Genomic DNA, 22654 nt, shown 5'->3' with positions numbered 1-22654 from the left:
CGAGGTCCTCTTTTAATGGCGAATTTTTTCATCGATCGCCCCATTTTTGCCTGGGTGTTAGCTATCCTGTTGTGCCTGACAGGAGCCCTGGCTATTTTTTCGCTGCCCGTTGAGCAATATCCCGACCTGGCACCGCCAAACGTGCGGGTCACCGCCAACTATCCTGGCGCATCGGCTCAGACTCTGGAAAACACCGTCACCCAGGTGATCGAGCAGAACATGACCGGTCTCGATAACCTGATGTATATGTCGTCGCAGAGCAGCGGGACAGGCCAGGCTACGGTGACGCTTAGCTTCGTTGCCGGAACCGATCCTGACGAGGCCGTCCAGCAGGTGCAAAACCAGCTGCAATCGGCAATGCGTAAGCTGCCGCAGGCGGTACAGGATCAGGGGGTCACGGTGCGTAAGACCGGGGACACCAATATTCTGACAATCGCCTTCGTCTCCACCGATGGCTCAATGGATAAGCAGGACATCGCCGACTACGTGGCGAGTAATATTCAGGACCCGCTTAGCCGTATTAACGGTGTAGGGGATATTGATGCTTACGGTTCACAGTACTCGATGCGTATCTGGCTCGACCCGGCCAAACTTAACAGCTTTCAGATGACCGCCAAAGATGTGACTGACGCTATTGAATCACAGAATGCGCAAATTGCGGTTGGGCAGCTTGGCGGTACGCCTTCGGTGGACAAACAGGCGCTAAATGCGACGATCAACGCCCAGTCCCTGCTGCAAACGCCGGATGAATTCCGTGCAATTACGCTTCGCGTTAACCAGGACGGGTCTGAAGTTAAACTGGGCGATGTGGCAACGGTCGAAATGGGGGCCGAGAAGTACGACTACCTCAGCCGGTTTAATGGCAACCCGGCTTCCGGTCTGGGGGTGAAACTGGCCTCCGGCGCCAATGAAATGGCAACGGCAGAGCTGGTGCTTAACCGCCTTGACGAACTGTCACAGTATTTCCCGCACGGGCTGGAATACAAGGTCGCGTATGAAACCACCTCCTTTGTTAAAGCCTCAATTATCGACGTGGTGAAAACGCTGCTGGAAGCCATCGCGCTGGTATTCCTCGTGATGTATCTGTTTCTGCAAAACTTCCGCGCCACGCTTATCCCGACCATCGCCGTTCCCGTCGTCCTGATGGGCACCTTCTCCGTGCTTTATGGTTTTGGCTACAGCGTTAACACCTTAACAATGTTTGCAATGGTGCTGGCAATTGGCCTGCTGGTCGATGATGCCATCGTGGTGGTGGAAAACGTCGAGCGTATTATGAGTGAGGAAGGCCTCTCACCGCGTGAAGCGACGCGAAAATCGATGGGGCAAATCCAGGGAGCGCTGGTCGGTATCGCCATGGTGCTGTCGGCGGTGTTTATCCCGATGGCCTTCTTCGGTGGCACAACAGGGGCTATTTACCGCCAGTTCTCAATTACTATCGTCTCCGCAATGGTGCTGTCTGTTCTGGTGGCGATGATCCTGACCCCTGCCCTGTGCGCTACGCTACTTAAACCGCTGCATAAAGGTGAGCATCATGGTCAAACAGGCTTCTTCGGCTGGTTTAATCGGATGTTTAACCGCAACGCTGAGCGTTACGAAAAAGGCGTTGCGCGGATCCTGCATCGCAGCCTGCGCTGGATACTGATCTACGGACTGCTGCTTGGCGGCATGGTGTTCCTGTTCCTGCGCCTGCCAACGTCCTTCTTGCCGTTAGAAGACCGCGGGATGTTTACCACCTCGGTACAGTTGCCGAGCGGCTCCACGCAGCAGCAAACATTAAAAGTCGTTGAGGAAGTCGAGAAGTACTACTTCACCCACGAAAAAGACAACATTATGTCGGTCTTTTCCACGGTCGGTTCCGGTCCAGGCGGGAACGGTCAAAACGTGGCGCGTATGTTTGTCCGCTTAAAAGACTGGGATGAGCGCGACACCACTACCGGAACCTCTTTCGCCATTATCGAGCGTGCAACCAAAGCCTTCAATAAGATTAAAGAAGCCCGCGTCTTCGCCAGCAGTCCTCCGGCTATCAGTGGCCTCGGAAGCTCTGCCGGTTTCGATATGGAGCTGCAGGACCACGCTGGTGCGGGACATGACGCGTTAATGGCCGCACGCGACAAATTAATTGAGCTTGCCGGGAACGACTCTTCACTGACCCGTGTTCGTCATAACGGCCTGGATGACAGTCCGCAACTGCAAATTGATATCGATCAGCGTAAAGCTCAGGCGCTGGGCGTTTCCATTGATGACATCAACGACACATTGCAAACGGCGTGGGGCTCCAGTTACGTAAACGACTTTATGGACAGGGGCCGCGTGAAGAAGGTTTACGTCCAGGCTGCGGCAAAATACCGCATGCTCCCGGACGATATAAACCTGTGGTACGTGCGCAACAATAGCGGCGGCATGGTGCCTTTCTCGGCCTTTGCCACATCGCGCTGGGAAACCGGTTCACCGCGTCTGGAACGCTATAACGGCTACTCCGCCGTCGAGATCGTCGGCGAAGCCGCCCCCGGCGTCAGCACTGGTACTGCGATGGACATCATGGAATCGCTGGTCCATCAGTTGCCGACCGGATTCGGCCTCGAATGGACAGCGATGTCTTATCAGGAACGGTTATCGGGATCTCAGGCTCCTGCCCTGTACGCTATTTCACTGTTGGTCGTGTTCCTGTGTCTGGCTGCGCTATACGAGAGCTGGTCGGTTCCCTTCTCCGTTATGCTGGTCGTACCGTTGGGTGTCATTGGCGCGCTGTTGGCGACCTGGATGCGTGGTCTGGAAAACGATGTGTACTTCCAGGTCGGGTTACTCACCGTTATCGGGCTTTCGGCAAAGAACGCGATATTGATTGTTGAATTCGCCAATGAGATGAACGAAAAAGGACACGATCTGCTCGATGCCACACTGCATGCCTGTCGCCAGCGCTTGCGTCCGATTCTGATGACGTCACTGGCGTTTATCTTCGGGGTACTGCCGATGACAATCAGCAGCGGTGCTGGCTCCGGCGGCCAGCATGCGGTGGGGACTGGCGTAATGGGCGGGATGATTTCAGCCACGATCCTGGCGATTTACTTCGTGCCTCTGTTCTTTGTGCTGGTACGCAGACGCTTCCCGTTGAAACCACGCCCGGAATAATCGGGCACAAAAAAGGCGACTTACGATGAGTCGCCTTTTTCATCCTTTGCAGGATATGAATTTCTTCCAGAAAATTATTTACGAAGCATCACTTCGATAAAGTCTTTCCAGTTCCCCAGTTCACGTTCAATCATAACAACCTCTCTTATTATTATGAGCATTCTACGAAATCATCCTCATTAAAAGAAGATAATTTAACCGATGGTTGTGATTACATCCTCCAGTGCTTGGGGTCATGTCATCACTATGCGCTATACCCATAAATTTTATGTGACTCACTGCAATATTTTGAAATATTCACACATAATCTACGACTTTGACAATTTTGATGGAAAAACAGACTGATGCAAACAGGTTAATTCTGAAATACCGATCGACGTGAAATTTTGGAACTTTCAGGAATCATTATTCACCGTTGTTCAACAATGTTATATTTTTCTATAACGAATGAATGACAATATGTATTATCAGAAACGCGAGAATACAAGAATAAGTATTCAAAATACGTTAATAAGGATTCACATGATCACCCTCTACGGCATTAAGAATTGCGATACAATTAAAAAGGCCCGACGCTGGCTGGAAACGCAGGGTATTGACTACCGCTTCCATGATTATCGTGTCGACGGTCTGGACAACACGCTGTTACAGTCCTTTATCAACGAGTTAGGCTGGGAGGCGCTGCTCAATACGCGGGGAACCACCTGGCGCAAACTGGATGAAGCAACGCGTAATCAAATCACTAATGCCACTGCTGCCGCCTCATTGATGATTGAAATGCCTGCAATTATCAAACGCCCATTGCTCTGCGCGCCGGGTAAGCCTATGCTGCTTGGTTTCAGCGAATCCAGTTATACGCAGTTTTTTAATGAGGTGTAATCTATGTCGTGCCCGGTTATTGAGCTGACACAGCAGCTTATTCGCCGTCCATCTCTGAGCCCGGATGATGCCGGGTGCCAGGCGTTAATGATTGAACGCCTGCGTGCGGTAGGTTTTACCGTTGAGCGAATGGATTTTGGTGACACACAGAATTTTTGGGCATGGCGCGGAAAAGGTGAGACCCTGGCATTTGCCGGTCACACCGACGTAGTGCCCGCAGGCGATGTTGATCGGTGGATCAATCCGCCGTTTGAACCGACCATTCGCGACGGCATGCTGTTCGGACGCGGTGCGGCCGATATGAAAGGTTCGCTGGCGGCAATGGTCGTGGCCGCAGAGCGTTTTGTCGCACAGCATCCAGACCATCAGGGTCGTCTGGCGTTTTTGATAACCTCTGACGAAGAAGCCAGCGCTAAAAACGGCACCGTGAAGGTGGTTGAAACGCTGATGGCGCGTAATGAGCGGCTGGATTATTGCCTGGTCGGTGAGCCGTCCAGCACCGAAATCGTCGGTGACGTAGTGAAAAATGGACGTCGTGGTTCACTGACCTGCAACCTGACCATTCATGGCGTGCAGGGCCACGTAGCCTACCCACATCTGGCCGATAACCCGGTGCACCGGGCTGCGCCAATGCTCAATGAGCTGGTGGCGATTGAGTGGGATCAAGGCAATGGGTTCTTCCCGGCAACCAGCATGCAGATTGCCAATATTCAGGCGGGCACGGGCAGCAACAACGTCATCCCTGGCGAACTGTTTATTCAGTTCAACTTCCGTTTCAGCACCGAATTAAACGACGAAATGATTAAGTCGCGGGTATTGGAACTGTTGGACAAGCACCAACTGCGTTACACAATAGACTGGTGGCTTTCCGGTCAACCGTTCCTGACCGAACGCGGTAAACTGGTGGATGCAGTGGTGAACGCCATTGAGCACTATAATGAGATTAAACCGCAGTTACTGACGACAGGCGGGACATCCGACGGGCGCTTTATTGCCCGCATGGGGGCACAGGTGGTGGAACTTGGGCCGGTCAATGCCACCATTCATAAAATAAATGAATGCGTCAATGCCGCCGACCTGCAGCTGCTTGCCCGTATGTATCAACGTATCATGGAACAACTCGTCGCCTGATGAGTGTTCCTGCAAGAGGAAATGAGCATGGACTGGCTGGCAAAATATTGGTGGATTTTAGTGCTGGTGTTTCTGGTGGGGGTACTGCTGAATGTGATCAAAGATCTTAAGCGTGTCGACCACAAGAAGTTTCTCGCCAATAAGCCGGAACTTCCCCCGCATCGTGATTTTAACGATAAATGGGACGATGACGACGATTGGCCGAATAAGGATCAGCCGAAGAAATAATTTGTAGGCCGGATAACACATATCACGTTGCTATCCGGCACTATCACTGACTGTCATGCCGGATGGCGGCTTCGCCTTATCCGGCCTACACATTATATCATTTCAATCACATCATCATCGTGAGGCTTACCACCGCTCAGCGCTTCATCAAAGTAGTGCTTCGGTACGGTAAAGCGCAGATGATCAAGCGCGAACTGCATGCTGTGTTCATCAATGGCGTGCCCCAGATTTTCGACGATATCCAGAGTCACATCCCCACCTGCACGAATTAACGCTTCCTGCGCAGCAACCGCATGAGATAACTCAATCACCCGATCTTCACCGCCGTGAATCAAATGCACTGTGGTAGCGGTGGTAGCGGCTTCCGGCAAGGTGGCGTAACGACCATTAAAGGCAATGACCCGCGACGCCAGCCCTGGCTCAGCTTTAATACTCTCGAGTGACATAATCGCCCCTTGCGAAAAGCCAATCAGCGCGGTGGCCTGAGGTGACACACCACTCTGTTTCTGCCAATAGCGAACGGTTTCGATAAACACCGGCATGATGGCATCAATACGCGCCTGACGGTTCTCTTCTGTTACACCCTGAACAGAAAACCATTGACGCCCACCGGCAGCGCTATAAGGCTCAGCGCCACCAATACTGACAATCAGCGCGTCCGGAAACAGTGGTGCAAACCAGGAACCAATTTCGCCCATGGCAACCGGGTTATCGCCGACGCCATGAAACAGCAACAGTAGCTGTTGAGCGGGTTTATCGGGACTTTGAACAACAAAATGGTCATGTTTCATGGCGATCTCCTTAACTGATGAGAATTATTCTACGCCGCTTAACCGCAATGACCATGCCAGGAAATTGAAGAAGTTAGTGAAAAAATTGCCATTGCATAATGCGATTACGTAACCGTTGCTGACGTTCGGTATCCAACTGCGCTAACGCCTGTGCCGCCTCCTCACGCTGAACCAGCAGCAATGCTTTGCGCCCCGAGACCTTCAGCCGCTTGCACAGTTCTGCGTCACTGCATTTTTCCTGTAAACGCCCACGCAGCGCCGGGAGAGGCTGTTCACAGTGCTGGAGAAGACGGCTTAAGCAACCGAGTGAGGTGAGTAACGGCCGATGCGCGAAGGCAAACCCTGCCAGCTCATCCCAGTCATCATCATTAAGCGTAGACTCTTTCAGTGGGACGACCGGGATACACTCATCATTCCATTGTGCGAGGATCGCCGCATCGCGACGCAATCGCTGATGCTCCCGCTCAGCCAGACGCTGCCCGGCATCACTGATGGGAAGCAACGCCATTGCCGTATAGCACCCGCTGCTGGCTTCACGATGATTCCCCATTCGCACCATGACAAAACCGCATCGCTGCCAAAAACGCCACAATTCGGCCGTATAACCAAAACTGACGGAAAGATAGTCACACTGCGAGGAATACTGATGGGCCTGCATAATCAGTTGTTGCCCGATACCTTCCCGCTGGCGAGCGGGATGAACCGCAATACGGCTAACCCGCCGGCCAACCAGCGTTGCGGCCAGAGGATCGCTGCCATGCGCCGCCAGTGACTGCGCAACCAGATTGCCTCTTGGCCGGCGATATCCTGCCCAAACGGCCTGGCTTAATTCTGCGGATAATCCCCCTTCATCGACCAACCAGACGGCTCCCGCAACCGAGCCCGCAACCGAAGCATGCAGAAAATGCTGACCTGGTGCATCCATCATGCGTCGCAGGTCCAGCGGTGAGGTACGGTAATGCGCCCCGGAAAGCAGTTGGTAGACCGCCAGAGGCAGATGCGGATTGCGATGCCAGGCGGTCGACTCAAAGGCAGAGAAGTGGATATTGCCCTGAGGGGGATGCGAAAAGGTTTCGTCGTCGAACACCAGTGCCTCGCTGACGATTTTTTCCAGCGGGCACCCCAGAGCCCACCTGATGGGCTGCTGCAGTTCATAGCGCCGCAGATAGGGGAAGCGAGCGCAGAATTTCAACAAAAACCCTCTGCCAGTTCCTTCATAGCCCTGAACGGTGGTGGTTAACATTGTTCGGGGAAAACGCGCCACCAGTTGGTGTAGCAGCGGCGCGGGGATCGCGGCGGCTTCATCCACGATCAGCCAGTCTGCAGTTGCAGTACTGCTTAACAGCGCATCCGGGGCCATAAAGCAGTAGCGTTCCCCAGCAAATTGCGCCAGTACATCCGTTGCCGCTTTCGCCGGAGCGGTAACAATAGCCGTCCCCGTCATGCGCGAAATCAACTGTCCTGCCAGCGCAGATTTACCCCGGCCACGCGCGGCGGTCACCGCAACCACACCCGGAGGCATATCCAGCAAATGATGTAAAATCTTCGCCTGTTCCGGCAGGGGATCGCCGTTTGCCGCCTGCCAGTCTGCCCGTACAGGAAAGTGCGGATAGGATTTCGCCTGATGCTGTTGCCAGTGCAACGTTTCCCCTTCACGAGTCACGGCTCGCCTGAAGTGTTCAACAAAGTGCGGTGTTGGGATAGGTTCGGCGCAGTCGCTCCAGCGCAGGGAATCCATGTCCGGAGACGTTTGCCAGGCCTGCCAGGGTGGGGTCAGCAACACCAGCCAACTCCCGGCGCGGAGCGTGCCGCTGAGTGCGGCAAACGCCGCCGCGTCAAATCCCTGTCCGGCGTCGAAAACCGCATGACGAAACTCGCGCCCCAGTAACGTTTGCAGCGCCTGTGGTGTGCAACCTGGCTCTGCGGGGGCTGTTGCCCCTACCCACAGCCAGTCGCCGGGCAATGTTTTGCGTAGCGCTAACGCTTGCGCCTGGCACCAGTTTTCTTCGCCGCTGATGACCAGCAGACGACGAATTCCTTCTCTGGCCATGCGTTCAGTGAGCGCACTCAGTGCTGCATTGTCAGACATCCCTGCCTCAATATCTTAAATGCCTTTGCCAAAGGTATTACATTGTCCCGGATCGCCACTGTCAAAGCCGCGTTTAAACCAGGTGTAACGTTGCTGCGAGGTGCCGTGAGTAAAACTATCGGGCACAACGCGCCCTTGCCCCTGCTGTTGCAAACGATCATCACCAATGGCCTGAGCGGCGTTTAGCGCCTCTTCCAGATCGCCAGATTCAAGTACACCCTGCTGTTGCATACTGTGTCCCCAGACACCGGCAAAGCAATCTGCCTGCAGCTCCATACGAACGGAAAGGCGATTCACTTCGGCCTGAGAGGCATTTTGCTGCATCTGACGAACTTTCGGTTCAATACCCAGCAGTTTCTGCACGTGGTGGCCCACTTCGTGCGCAATGACATAGCCCTGAGCAAAATCGCCATCAGCGCCCAGCTTGTTTTTCATGTCATCATAGAATGAGAGGTCGATATACACCGTACCATCCGCCGGGCAATAAAACGGCCCCATCACGGACTGGCCCGCACCGCAGCCGGTACGCGTCGCGCCACGATACATCACCAGCTTCGGCTGTTGGTAGGTCCGGCCCATTTTTTCAAACTGCTGCCCCCAGGTATCTTCGGTCGTTGCCAGTATCACCGAGGTGAATTTTGCCGCTTCATCATCATTTGGGCTAATGGAGTGTGATGATTGCTGTTGGGATACAGGTTGGCCGGTCATTAATCCGGTAAGATCCACGCCATAATAGCCCGCGACAAGCACCACAATCAGCAGGATGATGCCGCCTTTACCACTGGGCAAACGAAAACCCGGTCCGCCCATAGAAGGGCCGCCGCCGGCGCTGTTTCGTCTGTCTTCCACATTGTCACTTTCACGACGCCCTTGCCAGCGCATAATCACCTCAACTTTTTATTCATTATGATGATGATCGTAGGCGGTTCGGAACAGGATTACCATAAGAAACAGTAATCAAAATCGGCGGGATTGATGAGCCGGAGAGCGATCGCCGGCTCAGGGGGGCGTTAGTCTAACTTCACACCCAGACGATGCGCGACAGCTTCATAGGCTTCGATCAGGCCGCCCAGACTCTGGCGGAAGCGATCTTTGTCCATTTTATCCAGCGTTTCTTTGTCCCACAGACGGCTACCGTCCGGTGAGAATTCGTCGCCCAGCACGACTTCGCCTTTGTACAAGCCAAACTCAAGTTTGAAGTCGACCAGAATCAGACCAGCATCATCAAACATCTTTTTCAGCACGTCGTTGGCTTTGTAAGTCAGCTCTTTCATACGTGCCAGATTCTCTTTGCTCACCCAACCAAAAGTTTCGCAATAGGAATCGTTAATCATTGGATCGTGCATAGCATCGTTTTTCAGGAACAGATCAAACAACGGCGGATTCAGTTCAATACCTTCCTCAACGCCTAAACGCTTAACCAGTGAGCCTGCCGCGCGGTTACGTACCACACATTCAACCGGTACCATCTCCAGTTTTTTCACCAGACATTCAGTATCGGATAGCAGTCGCTCCATCTGGGTAGGAATGCCTGCTTCTTGCAGTTTGGTCATAATGAAATGGTTGAATTTGTTATTCACCATACCTTTACGGTCAAACTGTTCAATGCGCGCGCCATCCCCTGCTGACGTATCATTGCGGAATTCGAGCACCAACAGGTCCGGGTTTTCCGTGCTGTATACGGTCTTCGCTTTACCACGATACAACTCAGCTTGCTTTTGCATCTTTATTACTCCTGGGTGTGAATTAACGATAAATATTGCGTTTTTCTGCCGACGCACACGTTTGCGTATCATATCAGAAAAAAAGGGCTGGAGTTATCCAGCCCTTTATTTTTACTTACTGAACGCTGCCTGGAAGACGGCGACCAGCGCGTCGTTCTGGCTTTGCGTCAGGGTATGCCCCTTAGGATCGATAAACTGCAAACTACTGCGGTTGTCTAAATCACCGACCTGCAGTTTGTAGTCGCCGGATACCAAACCCGGATCGCTCGCGCCCAGCTCCTGCCAGTTACTGTCTGACAGTGGTTTGTAAGTCACAGCGATGCTGCCCTGAGAGCGGGTGCTGTCGGTCACTTTCATCCCCACTTTTTCCAGCGCTGCCGGCAGACGCTGCCATACCACGTTGAACGGTCCACGTACCACCAGCATCGGTAAACCGGTGTCATCTGCAGCACTCTGAACGTCCATTGTCGCGGCAGAACGGTTCTGCGCGGCATTCGCGGCGTCGGTGGCGTTCTTATCCAGGCCAGCAGAGATAACGTTCATCATCTCAGCGCTGTAACGCTGCATTGATGCCGCATCGGCTACCGGTTTACCTGCCTGCTCGAGGTTAATCAGTTTCACCGTCACCGCTTGCTGATAGCCCTGCGGTTTAACCGAGATTTGATAACGCCCACGGTACTGTTCGTCTTCATCCAGACGGTTCCAGTCAACCCAATCGGTAGTCAGCGTCTGGCTGGCATCATCACGTTTGGCGATGGTGTAGTTTTTAGACTGAACAACGCTCACGACCTGCGGCCACAGCGTGTTGCCACGACCATTTTCCACCAACAATGTCGCTGTATCGCCCGCGATCTGAGTACGGGCGCCAGTAACTAATGCTAATGGCTGAGCCGGTGGGCGAATATCCAGCGCTTTACCCACGGCACCGCTGCCGTTGGTTACCGGGATGTTATAGTCGCCGGTCATAACCGGCAGAATCATCCCAGCTGGCGCGTGAAGCTCAGCAAGCGGTGCGGCCTCCAGATAGGATTCATCACCGCTCACCTGGCGCTTATAGCGCGAGTCAGAACTACAGGCCGCGAGCAACATAACAAGCGAAACACCCGCAACCTTGGCCAGGCGCGACTTTTGTACTGAGTAAGCCATCAAATCTCCCTAAACTTTACAGCAAACCGGCATGCTTAAGCGCCGCTTTGACGATATCACGAGCATTGTCCGTGATTGGCGTCATCGGCAAACGTAGCGTATCGGTCGCCACAAGTCCCAACTCCTTACATGCCCATTTCACTGGGATAGGATTGGGTTCGACAAATAGTTTGTTGTGTAACGGCATCAGACGTTGGTTGATCACCCGCGCCTCGGCAAAATGCCCTTCTGCCGCCAGTTTGCACATTTCGGCCATATCGCGTGCCGCAACGTTAGCCGTTACGGAAATCACGCCATGACCACCAAGCTGCATGAAGTCCAGTCCGGTCGCATCATCACCGCTAAGCAGAATAAAATCGTCTGAAACCAGCTCTTTGATCTGGTGAACACGACTTAAGTTCCCTGTGGCCTCTTTGATAGCGACAATATTTTTTACCTTCGCCAGGCGACCCACGGTTTCCGGCAGCATATCGCAGCCAGTACGGGACGGCACATTATACAGAATTTGCGGCAGGTCAGTATGTTCCGCGATGGCTTTGAAATGCTGGAACAAACCTTCCTGAGTTGGGCGGTTGTAGTAAGGCGTCACCGTCAGGCAGCCGACAACACCGCTGTCGTTAAAACGCTGCGTCAGACTAATGCCTTCTGCGGTCGCATTGGCGCCCGTTCCGGCAATAACCGGAATACGCCCATCGGCCAGCTCCAGCGTCATCATTACCACATCGCCATGTTCATCATGACTCAGGGTAGCGGACTCACCGGTGGTGCCAACCGAAACGATCGCCGAGGTGCCGCTGGCGACATGATAATCAATCAGTTTTTTCAGGCTCGACCGGCAGACTTTACCTTTCTCATCCATCGGCGTAATAAGCGCGACAATACTTCCCGTGAACATGGGCCATCCTCTGTGCAAACAAGTGTCTCAATGGTACGTTTGGTACGACAATAAAAGCAAGCGACCATAGCCCTTCTGATTGTTGTATGCATGTTTTTTTTATGCTTTCCTTATGATTACCTCACCGCTCAAAGGAAGAACAGGTTTGACATCGCCATCGCAACACTATCTGGTCATTACTGCGCTGGGTGCTGATCGCCCGGGAATTGTGAACACTATCACCCGTCATGTCAGCAGTTGTGGCTGTAATATCGAAGACAGCCGACTGGCCATGCTGGGTGACGAGTTTACGTTTATCATGCTGTTATCCGGAACCTGGAATGCCATCACCCTGATTGAATCAACCTTGCCGTTGAAAGGCGCAGAGCTGGATTTATTGATTGTGATGAAGCGTACGACCGCGCGTCCCCGTCCGGCGATGCCCGCCACGGTATGGGTACAGGTCGATGTCCCCGACTCGCCTCATTTGATTGAGCGCTTTACCGCCCTTTTTGACAGCCATCAAATGAATATTGCGGAACTGGTTTCGCGCACACAGCCGGCTGAAAACGGCAAGACTGCACAGTTGTTTATTCAAATTACCGCACATAGTCCTGCGTCACATGATTCGGCAAATATTGAGGATGCGTTTAAAGCACTCTGTACAGAACTCAATGCGCAAGGCAGTATTAACGTCGTCAATTACTCACAGCATGATGAACAGGATGGAGTTAAGTAATGAACCCACTGAAAGCCGGTGATATCGCACCGAAATTTAGCTTGCCGGATCAAGACGGAGAACAAGTAAATTTAACCGACTTCCAGGGACAGCGTGTTCTGGTTTATTTCTACCCGAAAGCCATGACGCCCGGCTGTACCGTACAGGCCTGTGGCTTGCGCGATAACATGGATCAGTTAAAAAAAGCCGGTGTTGAAGTGCTGGGGATAAGCACCGATAAACCAGAGAAGCTTTCCCGATTTGCGGAGAAAGAAGTGCTTAACTTCACGCTCCTGTCTGATGAAGATCATCAGGTTTGCGAGCAATTTGGCGTCTGGGGTGAAAAGTCATTTATGGGTAAGACCTACGATGGCATCCACCGCATCAGCTTCCTTATTGATGCCGAAGGCAAAATTGAACATGTGTTTGATGATTTCAAAACCAGCAATCACCACGACGTGGTACTGAACTGGCTGAAAGAGAACGCCTGATTTACGTTTTGCTGGAAAAAGCCTGATGGCGCTTCGCTTATCAGGCCTACGCAGCTTATTAATATTGCGAAACTTGTAGGCCGGGTAAGGCGTAGCCGCCCCCCGGCATAAAGGTCGTTTATTCAAACGTTCCTTTTACACACGCTTGCTTCTCTTTCACCATGGCTTTCCCCTTTGCCCAAAGGTAATTCACTTCCAGCGCGTCGTTCAGCACCAGAATGTCCGCATCGCATCCCACCGCCAAACGCCCTTTATGCTCTAGTCCCAAAAATTCTGCGACCGTACGCGTCAGCGGACACAGCGCCTGTTCCAGCGGTATGGCATGAACTTTCACCAACTGGCGCACCGTTTCCGCCAGTGATTCAAACCCCGCGACACCGATACCGGTGAGATTACCTAACTCATCAAATTCCGGCTGGCTGCCGTTGCCATCCGAGCTCAGGGTAATGCGCGACAGTGGCACGTTCTGGCGCAACGCTGTAGCAATCGCCATTGCCGGATCAACAGGCTCATCAATGCTGCTGGTGATATCGATATAACCGCCCTGGCGGGCATACTCCAGCGCCGCCTGGAACAGCGGTTCCGCACGATTAACATGCGTTGGCAACAGTTTGGTAATCGGGACATCACAGCACTCGAGGATGTTGTACAACGGCTCCAGCATGCGCGGGCTGTCACCCATGTGGAAAACGCTTACCCCCGGTTTGCGCCCTAACAATCCACCTACCCGCGACTGCGCCGCCATGTTCGCCAGCGCCGAGGTGTCCGGGGCGGAGGAACGATGGTCCGAAACCGCACATTTCACGCCAATGACTTTATCGATCAGCGCCACGTCGCGATCGATACTGCCGGTGATGGTCGGCGATGGCAGAGAATAAGCCCCGGTCAGCATCCATGCGCTGATGCCTTCAAACTCCAGCGCACGTGTTTTCGCCAGCAGCGATTCCGGGTGACGGGTGATGCCATCGGTACCCAGCAATCCCACCACCGAGGTGACGCCAGCTTCCACCAGTCGTGACAAGCGCACTTCCGGCGTGCGGGTATGTGGCCCTGCCTCTCCGCCACCGCCAATCAGATGGACGTGCTGATCGATAAAGCCGGGACAAACAATTGCCCCATCAAGGTTGATGCACTCACAACCGGGAAAATCTTCTGCTGCGATAGACGGGGCGATGGCGACAATTTTACTGCCGGAGACCAGTATATCCTGTCGCCCTAAATCTTCCGGCGCGTACACGTGTCCCTGCCGGAACAACGTCAAATTAAGAATGGAACAGTTCATAACCTTCCTTGTCAGGCAATTACCTGCATAACCCAAATAGAGAGCAGCGCATTAATGACGCATACCGCAATAATCAGCGGGTAGTAACGGGGATGGCCCCCCGCAGTTCCCAGGCAGCGTCCCACATTTTGCACCGGATTGCCCATCAGGTAGATAGCCGGTAGCAATACAGTCGCATCATGTCCCGAAAGCGTACCAGCAACAACCAGACTGGCACAAACGCCGACGCCGCCCCATCCCACTTTTTGTTGCGCGTGTGTGTTGTGGCCCATTTAATTCTCCTGCTGGTCTTATTCCTTGCGTAACGAAAAAAACATCAGGAGGACCAAATTAAAGACAAACACGGAGAAAAACGATACCGGAGGAAATTACTCAGAAAGTGTGGATAGAAGTCAGATAAGTTCAGTTCCGACGGCGTTATGCCGTCGGAACTGACGGATTAGCGATCGTCAACCGTCTGACCATCCGGCCAGGCATGCACCACGGCTTTGATTAGCGTCGCCAGCGGAATGGCAAAGAAAACGCCCCAGAATCCCCACAGGCCACCGAATATTACGACTGAGAGAATAATGACCAGCGGATGCAAATTTACGGCTTCGGAGAAGAGTACGGGAACCAGCAGATTGCCGTCCAGCGCCTGGATTATCAGGTACACGGCAAAACAGCTCCAGAACTCGGTGCCAAGCCCGAACTGAAACAGCGCCACGCCAACCACCGGAATCGTCACCACAAAAGCGCCGATATACGGGATCAGCACAGAGAACCCGACCAGCACCGCCAGCAGCAGAGAGTAGTTAAGGCCAAACATCAGGAAGCCCAGCCAGGTTGCAACACCGACCACCACCATCTCCAGTACTTTACCGCGGATATAGTTGGTGATTTGCTGGTTCATTTCTTTCCAGACCTGTCCTGCCAGTCCACGATTTCGCGGCAGCACCCGGCGCACAGCATTCAACATCTGGCTTTTATCCTTCACCAAAAAGAATACCATCAGTGGGACAAGCACCAGATAGACCGCCAGCGTCAACAACCCAACCAGAGAAGCCAGCGAATATTTCACCACTGAATCGCCCATGGTGAGCATTCGCGAGCGCATATTTTCCGCCATCGCATCAATGATGCCCGCATCCATCAGCGCCGGATAACGCCGAGGCAAGGTGGCGGCAAAATCAGACAATTTATTAAGCATGCCGGGCATGTCGCGGATCAGATAGATCCCCTGCTGCCATGCAACGGGCATCACCACAAACGCCATCAGCAGTAAAATACCGACAAACACCACCAGCACAATTGACGTCGCCCAGCGCCGCGAGCAACCGATATTTTCCAGCCGGGCGGTAGGCCATTCCAGCAGATAAGCCAGCACAATCGCGACCAGCAGCGGCGCCAACAGACCACTAAAGAAGAACAGGATGCCAAAACCGGCAACCAGAATAATCAGCAAGGCAATAGCCTCTGGGTCGCTAAAGCGGCGGCGATACCATTGCGTCAACATTTCGAGCATAAAACCTTCCCTGAACCTCAATAGCGGGATTGCGATCCCGAATTGTATCGAAATGTCACAAAAAAGACTTCGCTTTTTATGACTGATTACGCAAAGTGAAAAGACATTTTTCCTGGGTGTTCATCGTCAGGTTTCACAGTTACACTCCGTAAGCTTGCGGAGTGTGAACGATACTTCACGGCATTGGTCAAATGGCTATCTCAAAAAAGAATACAGGACAGAGGTTATGTTCAGGCAGTTGAAAAAAAACCTGGTTGCTACCCTCATTGCCGCACTGACCATCGGTCAGGTCGCGCCCGCATTTGCAGACACCGCGGACACCCTGCCTGATATGGGAACCTCGGCAGGGAGTACGCTTTCCATAGGACAGGAAATGCAGATGGGCGATTATTACGTACGCCAGTTGCGCGGTAGTGCGCCATTAATTAACGATCCACTGCTGACCCAATACATTAATTCTCTGGGTATGCGTCTGGTTTCGCACGCCGACTCGGTAAAAACGCCCTTCACCTTCTTTTTGATTAACAACGATGAAATCAACGCCTTTGCTTTCTTTGGCGGCAACGTTGTTTTGCACTCCGCGCTATTCCGCTATTCCGATAACGAAAGCCAGTTAGCATCGGTCATGGCGCACGAAATCTCCCACGTCACGCAGCGCCACCTGGCGCGCGCGATGGAAGATCAGAAACGCAGCGCACCGCTGACATGGGTTGGCGCATTAGGCTCGATTTTATTAGCAATGGCCAGCCCGCAGGCAGGGATGGCGGCGTTAACCGGTACGCTGGCGGGTACTCGCCAGGGGATGATTAGCTTTACGCAACAAAATGAACAGGAAGCAGACCGCATCGGTATTCAGGTACTGCAACGTTCGGGCTTTGATCCTCAGGCCATGCCAACGTTCCTCGAAAAACTGCTCGATCAGGCTCGTTACTCTTCGCGTCCGCCGGAAATTTTGCTGACTCACCCCCTGCCTGAAAGCCGTCTGGCGGATGCCCGTAACCGCGCCAACCAGATGCGTCCGGTGGTCGTCCAATCGTCGGAAGATTTTTATCTGGCCAAGGCGCGAACCTTAGGCATGTACAACTCGGGTCGCAACCAGTTAACCAGCGATCTACTGGATAACTGGTCGAAAGGCAACGTACGTGAACAACGTGCAGCCCAGTATGGCCGGGCATTACAGGCGATGGAAGCCAGCAAATATGACGAAGCACGTAAAGCGCTACAGCCGCTGCTCGCGGCAGATCCAAATAATGCCTGGTATCTCGACCTGGCAACGGATATCGATCTCGGCCAGAAGAAAACCAGTGATGCCATTAACCGCCTGAAAAACGCCCGCGACCTGCGCACTAACCCGGTACTGCAGCTCAACCTGGCGAATGCGTATTTACAGGGTGGACAAGCCAAAGAGGCGGCGACCATCCTGAATCGCTATACGTTTAACCATAAGGACGACCCTAACGGCTGGGATTTGTTAGCGCAAACGGAAGCCAACCTGAATAACCGCGATCAGGAGCTGGCGGCGCGCGCAGAAGGGTATGCCCTCGCCGGACGTCTGGATCAGGCGATTTCAATGCTCAGCAGCGCAAGCTCTCAGGTGAAACTGGGCAGCCAGCAGCAGGCCAGATACGATGCCCGTATCGACCAGCTACGCCAGCTGCAAGAGCGCTTTAAACCGTACACCAAGATGTAACAGGAAAGAAAAATGTCAGACGCGATTAAAATCTACCATAACCCACGCTGCTCCAAGAGCCGTGAAACGCTGGAATTACTGAAGTCCAACGGCGTGGACCCGGAAGTGGTGCTGTATCTGGAAACCCCGGCTGACGCCGCGACTCTGCGTGAACTTCTGCAGATGCTGGGTATGTCCAGCGCGCGTGAGCTGATGCGCCAGAAAGAAGATCTCTATAAGTCGCTTAACCTGGCGGACAAAAACCTGAGTGAAGATGCGCTGATTCAGGCAATAGTGGAAAACCCGAAACTGATGGAGCGCCCGATCGTAGTTGCCAAAGGTCAGGCTCGAATTGGACGTCCGCCGGAGCAGGTACTGGAAATCGTCGGTTAATCTTAAGACTGCCGCAGTTTTCCGGCTGCGGCGCTTACAGCTTCAGAATTTCTTTTACGAACGGAATGGTCAGCTTTCGCTGGGCGGTGATCGATGCGTGATCAAGCTGATCCAGCGTCATAAACAGCGTACGCATTTCCCGATCCAGACGCTTAAGCAGGAAGCGTCCCACATCTTCCGGCAGTTCAAACCCACGTAGCCTGGCGCGTAATTGCAACGCCTGCAGTTTATCTTCATCAGAAAGCGGCTGTAGCTTGTAGATTTGTCCCCAGTCCAGACGCGAGGCGAGATCCGGCAATCCCAGATTTAGCTGTCTTGGCGGGCGATCGCCGGTGATCAGCAGGCGTGTTTTCCCCGACTCCAGGATACGGTTGTAGAGATCAAAGATCGCCATTTCCCACAGCGAATCACCGGCCACACATTCGATGTTATCGATGCATACCAGCGATAAATGCTCCATCCCGTCGAGCACCTCGGGGACGAACCAGGTGCGTTTGTCGAGCGGTACGTAGCCTACCGCATCGCCGCGCGCGGACAGTTCCGCACAGGCTGCATGCAGCAAATGACTACGGCCAGCGCCTTCACGAGACCAGAGATAAATATACCCGCTATGTTCCTGACGCAGCACGTTTTGCAGTGCAGCCAGTAAAGAGGAGTTATCCCCCGGCCAGAAACTTGCGAAAGTTTCGTCGTCAGGAAGATAAAGTGGCAAAGAGAGCTGTGCCGGTGTGTTCAGAGATACCTCAACCCAGGATTTCATAAAATCGCGTTGAGTTTAACACAGAAATGCGTCGCGATAGAACCGGGCAGCATCGCCGCCCGGTCAAAGGTTTACTGTTGCTCAGTGTCGGCATCTTTGGCGTCGAGCACCACTTCTTCCGGACGCAGCAGGCTGATAACTTTGAAAATCAGGCTCAGACAGACACCCACAATGGTCGCCAGCGCCATGCCTTTCAGCTCAGCAGCACCGATGTGAACTTTCGCGCCGCTGACGCCGATGATCAAAATGACCGAGGTCAGGATCAGGTTCTGTGCTTTGTTGTAGTCAACTTTTGACTCGATCAGTACGCGAATACCGGAAGCGCCAATCACGCCGTACAGCAGCAGAGATACACCGCCCATGACCGGCAGTGGAATAATTTGGATCGCCGCAGCCAGTTTACCCACGCAGGAGAGCAGAATGGCGAAAATCGCCGCGCCGCCAATAACCCAGGTACTGTAAACGCGGGTAATCGCCATGACGCCGATGTTTTCGCCGTAGGTGGTGTTAGGCGTCGAACCGAAGAAGCCGGAGATCACCGTCGACAGGCCGTTAGCAAACATAGAACGATGCAGGCCAGGATCGCGAATCAAATCTTTTTTCACGATATTCGCCGTTACCACCAGGTGGCCGACGTGTTCAGCAATCACCACCAGCGCCGCAGGCAGAATGGTCAGAATAGCGACCCATTCAAAGCGCGGCGTGTAAAACGTTGGCAGCGCAAACCAGTGGGCCTGCGCTATCGGCGTAGTGTCCACGACGCCCATCACGAAGGAGAGCGCGTACCCGGCCAGCACCCCAATCAAAATCGGGATAATCGCCATAAAGCCACGGAACAGTACGGAACCAAATACCGTCACCGCCAGCGTCACCATTGAGATGATGATGGTTGTTGAGTCTGGCGCTTGTCCTTCAGCAGGCAGTAATCCCGCCATACCCGCAGCGACACCCGCCAGCTCCAGACCGATGACGGCAACGATTGCGCCCATCGCCGCCGGCGGGAACATCACATCCAGCCAGCCAGTACCGGCTTTCTTAACGATGAACGAAACCAGGCAGAACAGGATGCCACACATAATGAAACCGCCCAGCGCCACTTCATACCCTAGCGGGAGCAGCAGCAGAACCGGGGAAATGAACGCAAAGCTTGAACCGAGGTAAGCCGGAATTTTTCCTTTGCAAATAAAGAGATACAGTAACGTACCAATGCCGTTAAACAGCAGAACGGTAGCTGGGTTGATATGAAACAGGACTGGCACCAGTACCGTTGCGCCAAACATGGCGAACAGGTGCTGCAAACTAAGCGGGATTGTCTGTAAAAGCGGCGGTCTTTCACTCACCCCGATAGCACGGCGCGTCATAGTGTTTTCCTCTGAGTGTTGTTTGTTATTAGCGATTGGGTTGTTTTATTCAAAAAAAAGCCGACTCTTAAAGTCGGCTTCTTTTCACTTATTCGTTTACTTGGTACCAAAAATCTTATCGCCGGCATCGCCGAGCCCCGGAATAATGTATCCGTGCTCGTTCAGTCCCTGATCGATGGAGGCAGTGTACAGCTCAACATCCGGGTGCGCTTTTTCCAGCGCCGCGATACCTTCCGGCGCTGCAACCAGCACCAGGACTTTAATGCTGCTGCAGCCTGCTTTTTTCAGCAGGTCGATGGTAGCGATAACGGAACCGCCGGTTGCCAGCATCGGGTCAACGATCAGCGCCATACGCTCATCGATGTTAGAAACCAGCTTCTGGAAGTACGGAACCGGCTCCAGCGTCTCTTCGTTACGGTACATCCCCACCACGCTGATACGCGCGCTCGGAACGTTTTCCAGTACGCCTTCCATCATGCCCAGGCCCGCACGCAGGATTGGCACAACGGTGATTTTTTTACCTTTGATTTGGTCAACTTCAACCGGACCGTTCCAGCCTTCGATGGTCACCTTTTCGGTTTCCAGACCAGCGGTTGCTTCATAAGTCAGCAGGCTGCCAACTTCCGAGGCGAGTTCACGAAAGCGTTTAGTGCTGATGTCGTTTTCACGCATCAGTCCCAGCTTGTGTTTGACGAGTGGGTGTTTGACTTCCACGATCTTCATACTCTTCTCCTTTCCTCAGACGAGTGGCAACCACAAAAAAAATCGCCGGATTATACCGCTTTTCGTCTCTGGCGCAACACTGCATACGCTTGATATGGATCAACCAAAATCGTTTGCGTCTGGATGATGAGTATAAAACAACCCCCACAATAAGTGCGGGGGTTGTTATCAATGCTATGAATTTTATAGATTTTCAGCATTACTCTGGATGACGTTTTGATACCATGAAAAAGATTTCTTCGGCGAGCGTGCTAATGTCCCACTCCCGTCATTATTTTTATCAACATAGATAAAGCCGTAGCGTTTTTTCATCTCCCCCGTCCCGGCCGAGACTAAATCAATACAGCCCCACGGGGTATAACCCATCAGATCCACGCCATCTTCCACCACCGCTTTTTTCATTTCGCGGATATGCGCGGCCATATAGTCAATACGATAGGAATCATCCACCGAGCCGTCGGCCTGCTGCACGTCAATCGCCCCAAAGCCGTTTTCAACAATAAACAACGGCAGCTGATAATGATCCCAGAACCAGTTCAGCGAATAGCGCAGACCGACGGGATCAATCTGCCAGCCCCAGTCCGACTTCTGCACGTACGGGTTAGAAACCAGGCTTTTCGACTCGTCGTAATCCAGTTGTGGGTTGTCCGCCGTTGCCTGGGTCGCGAAAGACATATAATAGCTAAAGCCGATGTAATCAACGCAGCCCTCGGTCAGCGCCTGACGGTCTTCCTCGGTGATATCCAGTTCAAAGCCACGACGGGTAAAGTAATTGAGAAGATGCTGCGGGTATTTGCCGCGCACATGGACGTCAGTAAACCAGTAACGCCGGTGCATAGCGTTCATCGCCATCATCATGTCGTTCGGCGCACAGGTCAGCGGATAAATTGGGCACATCGCAATCATGCAGCCAATTTGCAGCGCCGGGTTAATTTCACGCGCGAGCTTCACCGCCAGCGCGCTTGCCACCAGCTCGTAGTGCGCCGCCTGGTACATGACCGGCTCGCGGTCTTCACCAGGCAGATATTTCAGGCCAGAGTTAGTAAAGGGCGCGAAGTCTTCGTGATAATTTGCCTGATTGTTAATCTCATTAAACGTCATCCAGTACTTCACTTTGTGCTGGTAACGAGTGAAAACCACCCGGGCAAAACGGACAAAAAAGTCGATAAGCTTACGGTTGCGCCAGCCGCCGTATTCCGTCACCAGATGGTAGGGCATCTCGAAGTGCGACAACGTAATCACCGGTTCAATGCCATATCTCAGACATTCGTCGAACAGGTCATCATAGAACTGCAGGCCAGCTTCATTAGGTTGCGCTTCATCACCTAAAGGGAAAATCCGCGTCCAGGCAATAGAAGTGCGAAAGCATTTAAACCCCATTTCGGCAAACAGCTTGATGTCGTCTTTATAGCGATGATAAAAATCGATGGCATCGTGGTTAGGGTAGTTTTTACCGGCAATCACACCGTCAGTAATTTCACGCGCCACGCCGTGCGCCCCCGCCGTCATGACATCAGCAACGCTTATGCCTTTACCGCCCTCCTGCCAGCCACCTTCCAGTTGATGAGCGGCGACAGCGCCACCCCACATGAAATCTGCTTTAAATCCTGACATCCCCTTCCCCTATCGTGATGAGTCTGCGCAAAACGCTCTATACCCGTCATACTTCAAGCTGCATGTGCGTTGGCTTTTCTCGCTCACTCCAGTCACGTACTTATGTACGCTCCTGGAAATTCGCTGCGTCGCCGCCTTCCTGCAACTC

Annotated in this window: 21 protein-coding genes and 1 pseudogene; 8 read left to right on the top strand and 14 right to left on the bottom strand. The window is 53.2% G+C overall.

Annotation, left to right across the window (positions count from 1 at the left end; genetic code table 11):
- Nucleotides 1–15 precede the first annotated feature (15 nt).
- Nucleotides 16–3129, top strand: a complete 3114-nt coding sequence (gene acrD / locus EHN13_RS10955; RefSeq protein ID WP_101742249.1) for a multidrug efflux RND transporter permease AcrD — start codon at nucleotides 16–18, stop codon at nucleotides 3127–3129.
- Between the two features lie 74 nt (nucleotides 3130–3203).
- On the opposite strand, the gene ypfM is transcribed toward acrD, so the two are convergent.
- Nucleotides 3204–3263, bottom strand: coding sequence for a protein YpfM (ypfM, locus tag EHN13_RS10950; RefSeq protein ID WP_001386977.1), 60 nt, complete (start codon nucleotides 3261–3263; stop codon nucleotides 3204–3206).
- 388 nt (nucleotides 3264–3651) lie between these two features.
- On the opposite strand from ypfM, the gene EHN13_RS10945 reads away from it, so the two are divergent.
- From EHN13_RS10945 to EHN13_RS10935, 3 genes are read left to right on the top strand one after another with little or no spacing between them, the layout of a single operon-like run.
- A complete protein-coding gene (locus EHN13_RS10945) occupies nucleotides 3652–4008 on the top strand; it encodes an ArsC family reductase (RefSeq protein ID WP_115601680.1) in 357 nt (118 codons plus the stop codon).
- A 3-nt stretch (nucleotides 4009–4011) separates the two neighbouring features.
- Nucleotides 4012–5139, top strand: a complete 1128-nt coding sequence (dapE, locus tag EHN13_RS10940) for a succinyl-diaminopimelate desuccinylase (RefSeq protein WP_124021386.1) — start codon at nucleotides 4012–4014, stop codon at nucleotides 5137–5139.
- Between the two features lie 27 nt (nucleotides 5140–5166).
- Nucleotides 5167–5367 (top strand): YpfN family protein, encoded by a 201-nt coding sequence (locus EHN13_RS10935; protein ID WP_003835080.1) that lies wholly within the window; start codon nucleotides 5167–5169, stop codon nucleotides 5365–5367.
- A gap of 92 nt (nucleotides 5368–5459) precedes the next feature.
- On the opposite strand, the gene ypfH is transcribed toward EHN13_RS10935, so the two are convergent.
- The 6 genes from ypfH to dapA all read right to left on the bottom strand — a co-directional run bounded on the left by ypfH (nucleotide 5460) and on the right by dapA (nucleotide 12012).
- On the bottom strand, nucleotides 5460–6158 hold the full coding sequence (ypfH, locus tag EHN13_RS10930; protein WP_048210950.1) for an esterase: 699 nt from the start codon (nucleotides 6156–6158) through the stop codon (nucleotides 5460–5462).
- Nucleotides 6159–6231: 73 nt separating this feature from the next.
- Nucleotides 6232–8247: a tRNA(Met) cytidine acetyltransferase TmcA gene (locus EHN13_RS10925; RefSeq protein ID WP_124021385.1), complete on the bottom strand. Its 2016-nt coding sequence runs from the start codon at nucleotides 8245–8247 to the stop codon at nucleotides 6232–6234.
- Between the two features lie 15 nt (nucleotides 8248–8262).
- A complete protein-coding gene (ypfJ, locus tag EHN13_RS10920) occupies nucleotides 8263–9129 on the bottom strand; it encodes a KPN_02809 family neutral zinc metallopeptidase (protein WP_048210948.1) in 867 nt (288 codons plus the stop codon).
- A 128-nt stretch (nucleotides 9130–9257) separates the two neighbouring features.
- Nucleotides 9258–9971 carry a phosphoribosylaminoimidazolesuccinocarboxamide synthase gene (purC, locus tag EHN13_RS10915; protein WP_003835086.1) on the bottom strand — a complete coding sequence of 238 codons (714 nt, stop codon included), beginning with the start codon at nucleotides 9969–9971 and terminating at the stop codon, nucleotides 9258–9260.
- A 111-nt stretch (nucleotides 9972–10082) separates the two neighbouring features.
- Nucleotides 10083–11117: an outer membrane protein assembly factor BamC gene (gene bamC, locus EHN13_RS10910; protein WP_048210947.1), complete on the bottom strand. Its 1035-nt coding sequence runs from the start codon at nucleotides 11115–11117 to the stop codon at nucleotides 10083–10085.
- A gap of 16 nt (nucleotides 11118–11133) precedes the next feature.
- On the bottom strand, nucleotides 11134–12012 hold the full coding sequence (gene dapA / locus EHN13_RS10905) for a 4-hydroxy-tetrahydrodipicolinate synthase (RefSeq protein WP_005121885.1): 879 nt from the start codon (nucleotides 12010–12012) through the stop codon (nucleotides 11134–11136).
- A gap of 145 nt (nucleotides 12013–12157) precedes the next feature.
- On the opposite strand from dapA, the gene EHN13_RS10900 reads away from it, so the two are divergent.
- Nucleotides 12158–12730, top strand: coding sequence for a glycine cleavage system transcriptional repressor (locus EHN13_RS10900; protein WP_197081302.1), 573 nt, complete (start codon nucleotides 12158–12160; stop codon nucleotides 12728–12730).
- Nucleotides 12730–13200 carry a thioredoxin-dependent thiol peroxidase gene (gene bcp / locus EHN13_RS10895; protein ID WP_048210945.1) on the top strand — a complete coding sequence of 157 codons (471 nt, stop codon included), beginning with the start codon at nucleotides 12730–12732 and terminating at the stop codon, nucleotides 13198–13200. The genes EHN13_RS10900 and bcp overlap by 1 nt, the downstream gene beginning before the upstream one ends.
- A gap of 118 nt (nucleotides 13201–13318) precedes the next feature.
- On the opposite strand, the gene iadA is transcribed toward bcp, so the two are convergent.
- The 3 genes and pseudogenes from iadA to EHN13_RS10880 form a co-directional block, all read right to left on the bottom strand.
- On the bottom strand, nucleotides 13319–14482 hold the full coding sequence (gene iadA / locus EHN13_RS10890; protein WP_124021384.1) for a beta-aspartyl-peptidase: 1164 nt from the start codon (nucleotides 14480–14482) through the stop codon (nucleotides 13319–13321).
- An 11-nt stretch (nucleotides 14483–14493) separates the two neighbouring features.
- A pseudogene (locus EHN13_RS10885) lies at nucleotides 14494–14715 on the bottom strand (hypothetical protein); the annotation flags it as partial.
- A gap of 206 nt (nucleotides 14716–14921) precedes the next feature.
- Nucleotides 14922–15986 carry an AI-2E family transporter gene (locus EHN13_RS10880; RefSeq protein ID WP_005121878.1) on the bottom strand — a complete coding sequence of 355 codons (1065 nt, stop codon included), beginning with the start codon at nucleotides 15984–15986 and terminating at the stop codon, nucleotides 14922–14924.
- Nucleotides 15987–16212: 226 nt separating this feature from the next.
- Between EHN13_RS10880 and bepA the strand changes: the two genes are divergently transcribed.
- Nucleotides 16213–17676, top strand: coding sequence for a beta-barrel assembly-enhancing protease (gene bepA, locus EHN13_RS10875; RefSeq protein WP_101741992.1), 1464 nt, complete (start codon nucleotides 16213–16215; stop codon nucleotides 17674–17676).
- Between the two features lie 12 nt (nucleotides 17677–17688).
- Complete coding sequence (arsC, locus tag EHN13_RS10870; protein WP_124021383.1) at nucleotides 17689–18048, top strand: arsenate reductase (glutaredoxin); 360 nt, start codon at nucleotides 17689–17691, stop codon at nucleotides 18046–18048.
- Between the two features lie 34 nt (nucleotides 18049–18082).
- On the opposite strand, the gene EHN13_RS10865 is transcribed toward arsC, so the two are convergent.
- The 4 genes from EHN13_RS10865 to EHN13_RS10850 form a co-directional block, all read right to left on the bottom strand.
- A complete protein-coding gene (locus EHN13_RS10865; RefSeq protein WP_211924219.1) occupies nucleotides 18083–18784 on the bottom strand; it encodes a DnaA inactivator Hda in 702 nt (233 codons plus the stop codon).
- A 95-nt stretch (nucleotides 18785–18879) separates the two neighbouring features.
- Entirely contained in the window at nucleotides 18880–20169 is a 1290-nt protein-coding gene (gene uraA, locus EHN13_RS10860; protein ID WP_003037932.1) for a uracil permease, read from the bottom strand.
- Nucleotides 20170–20265: 96 nt separating this feature from the next.
- Nucleotides 20266–20892, bottom strand: coding sequence for a uracil phosphoribosyltransferase (gene upp, locus EHN13_RS10855; RefSeq protein ID WP_003037929.1), 627 nt, complete (start codon nucleotides 20890–20892; stop codon nucleotides 20266–20268).
- Nucleotides 20893–21075: 183 nt separating this feature from the next.
- Complete coding sequence (locus EHN13_RS10850) at nucleotides 21076–22506, bottom strand: 6-phospho-beta-glucosidase (protein WP_003037925.1); 1431 nt, start codon at nucleotides 22504–22506, stop codon at nucleotides 21076–21078.
- Between the last annotated feature and the right edge of the window lie 148 nt (nucleotides 22507–22654).

The sequence above is a fragment of the Citrobacter youngae genome, assembly GCF_003818115.1.
GTDB classification, from domain to species: Bacteria; Pseudomonadota; Gammaproteobacteria; order Enterobacterales; family Enterobacteriaceae; genus Citrobacter; species Citrobacter youngae.
This window is presented reverse-complemented; position numbering and strand designations above follow the sequence as displayed.

Coding starts and splice junctions, on each gene's coding strand:
- acrD (WP_101742249.1), top strand. CDS start 16: ATGGCGAATTTTTTCATCGATCGCCCCATTTTTGCCTGGGTGTTAGCT.
- EHN13_RS10945 (WP_115601680.1), top strand. CDS start 3,652: ATGATCACCCTCTACGGCATTAAGAATTGCGATACAATTAAAAAGGCC.
- dapE (WP_124021386.1), top strand. CDS start 4,012: ATGTCGTGCCCGGTTATTGAGCTGACACAGCAGCTTATTCGCCGTCCA.
- EHN13_RS10935 (WP_003835080.1), top strand. CDS start 5,167: ATGGACTGGCTGGCAAAATATTGGTGGATTTTAGTGCTGGTGTTTCTG.
- ypfH (WP_048210950.1), bottom strand. CDS start 6,158: ATGAAACATGACCATTTTGTTGTTCAAAGTCCCGATAAACCCGCTCAA.
- EHN13_RS10925 (WP_124021385.1), bottom strand. CDS start 8,247: ATGTCTGACAATGCAGCACTGAGTGCGCTCACTGAACGCATGGCCAGA.
- ypfJ (WP_048210948.1), bottom strand. CDS start 9,129: ATGCGCTGGCAAGGGCGTCGTGAAAGTGACAATGTGGAAGACAGACGA.
- purC (WP_003835086.1), bottom strand. CDS start 9,971: ATGCAAAAGCAAGCTGAGTTGTATCGTGGTAAAGCGAAGACCGTATAC.
- bamC (WP_048210947.1), bottom strand. CDS start 11,117: ATGGCTTACTCAGTACAAAAGTCGCGCCTGGCCAAGGTTGCGGGTGTT.
- dapA (WP_005121885.1), bottom strand. CDS start 12,012: ATGTTCACGGGAAGTATTGTCGCGCTTATTACGCCGATGGATGAGAAA.
- bcp (WP_048210945.1), top strand. CDS start 12,730: ATGAACCCACTGAAAGCCGGTGATATCGCACCGAAATTTAGCTTGCCG.
- iadA (WP_124021384.1), bottom strand. CDS start 14,482: ATGAACTGTTCCATTCTTAATTTGACGTTGTTCCGGCAGGGACACGTG.
- EHN13_RS10880 (WP_005121878.1), bottom strand. CDS start 15,986: ATGCTCGAAATGTTGACGCAATGGTATCGCCGCCGCTTTAGCGACCCA.
- bepA (WP_101741992.1), top strand. CDS start 16,213: ATGTTCAGGCAGTTGAAAAAAAACCTGGTTGCTACCCTCATTGCCGCA.
- arsC (WP_124021383.1), top strand. CDS start 17,689: ATGTCAGACGCGATTAAAATCTACCATAACCCACGCTGCTCCAAGAGC.
- uraA (WP_003037932.1), bottom strand. CDS start 20,169: ATGACGCGCCGTGCTATCGGGGTGAGTGAAAGACCGCCGCTTTTACAG.
- upp (WP_003037929.1), bottom strand. CDS start 20,892: ATGAAGATCGTGGAAGTCAAACACCCACTCGTCAAACACAAGCTGGGA.
- EHN13_RS10850 (WP_003037925.1), bottom strand. CDS start 22,506: ATGTCAGGATTTAAAGCAGATTTCATGTGGGGTGGCGCTGTCGCCGCT.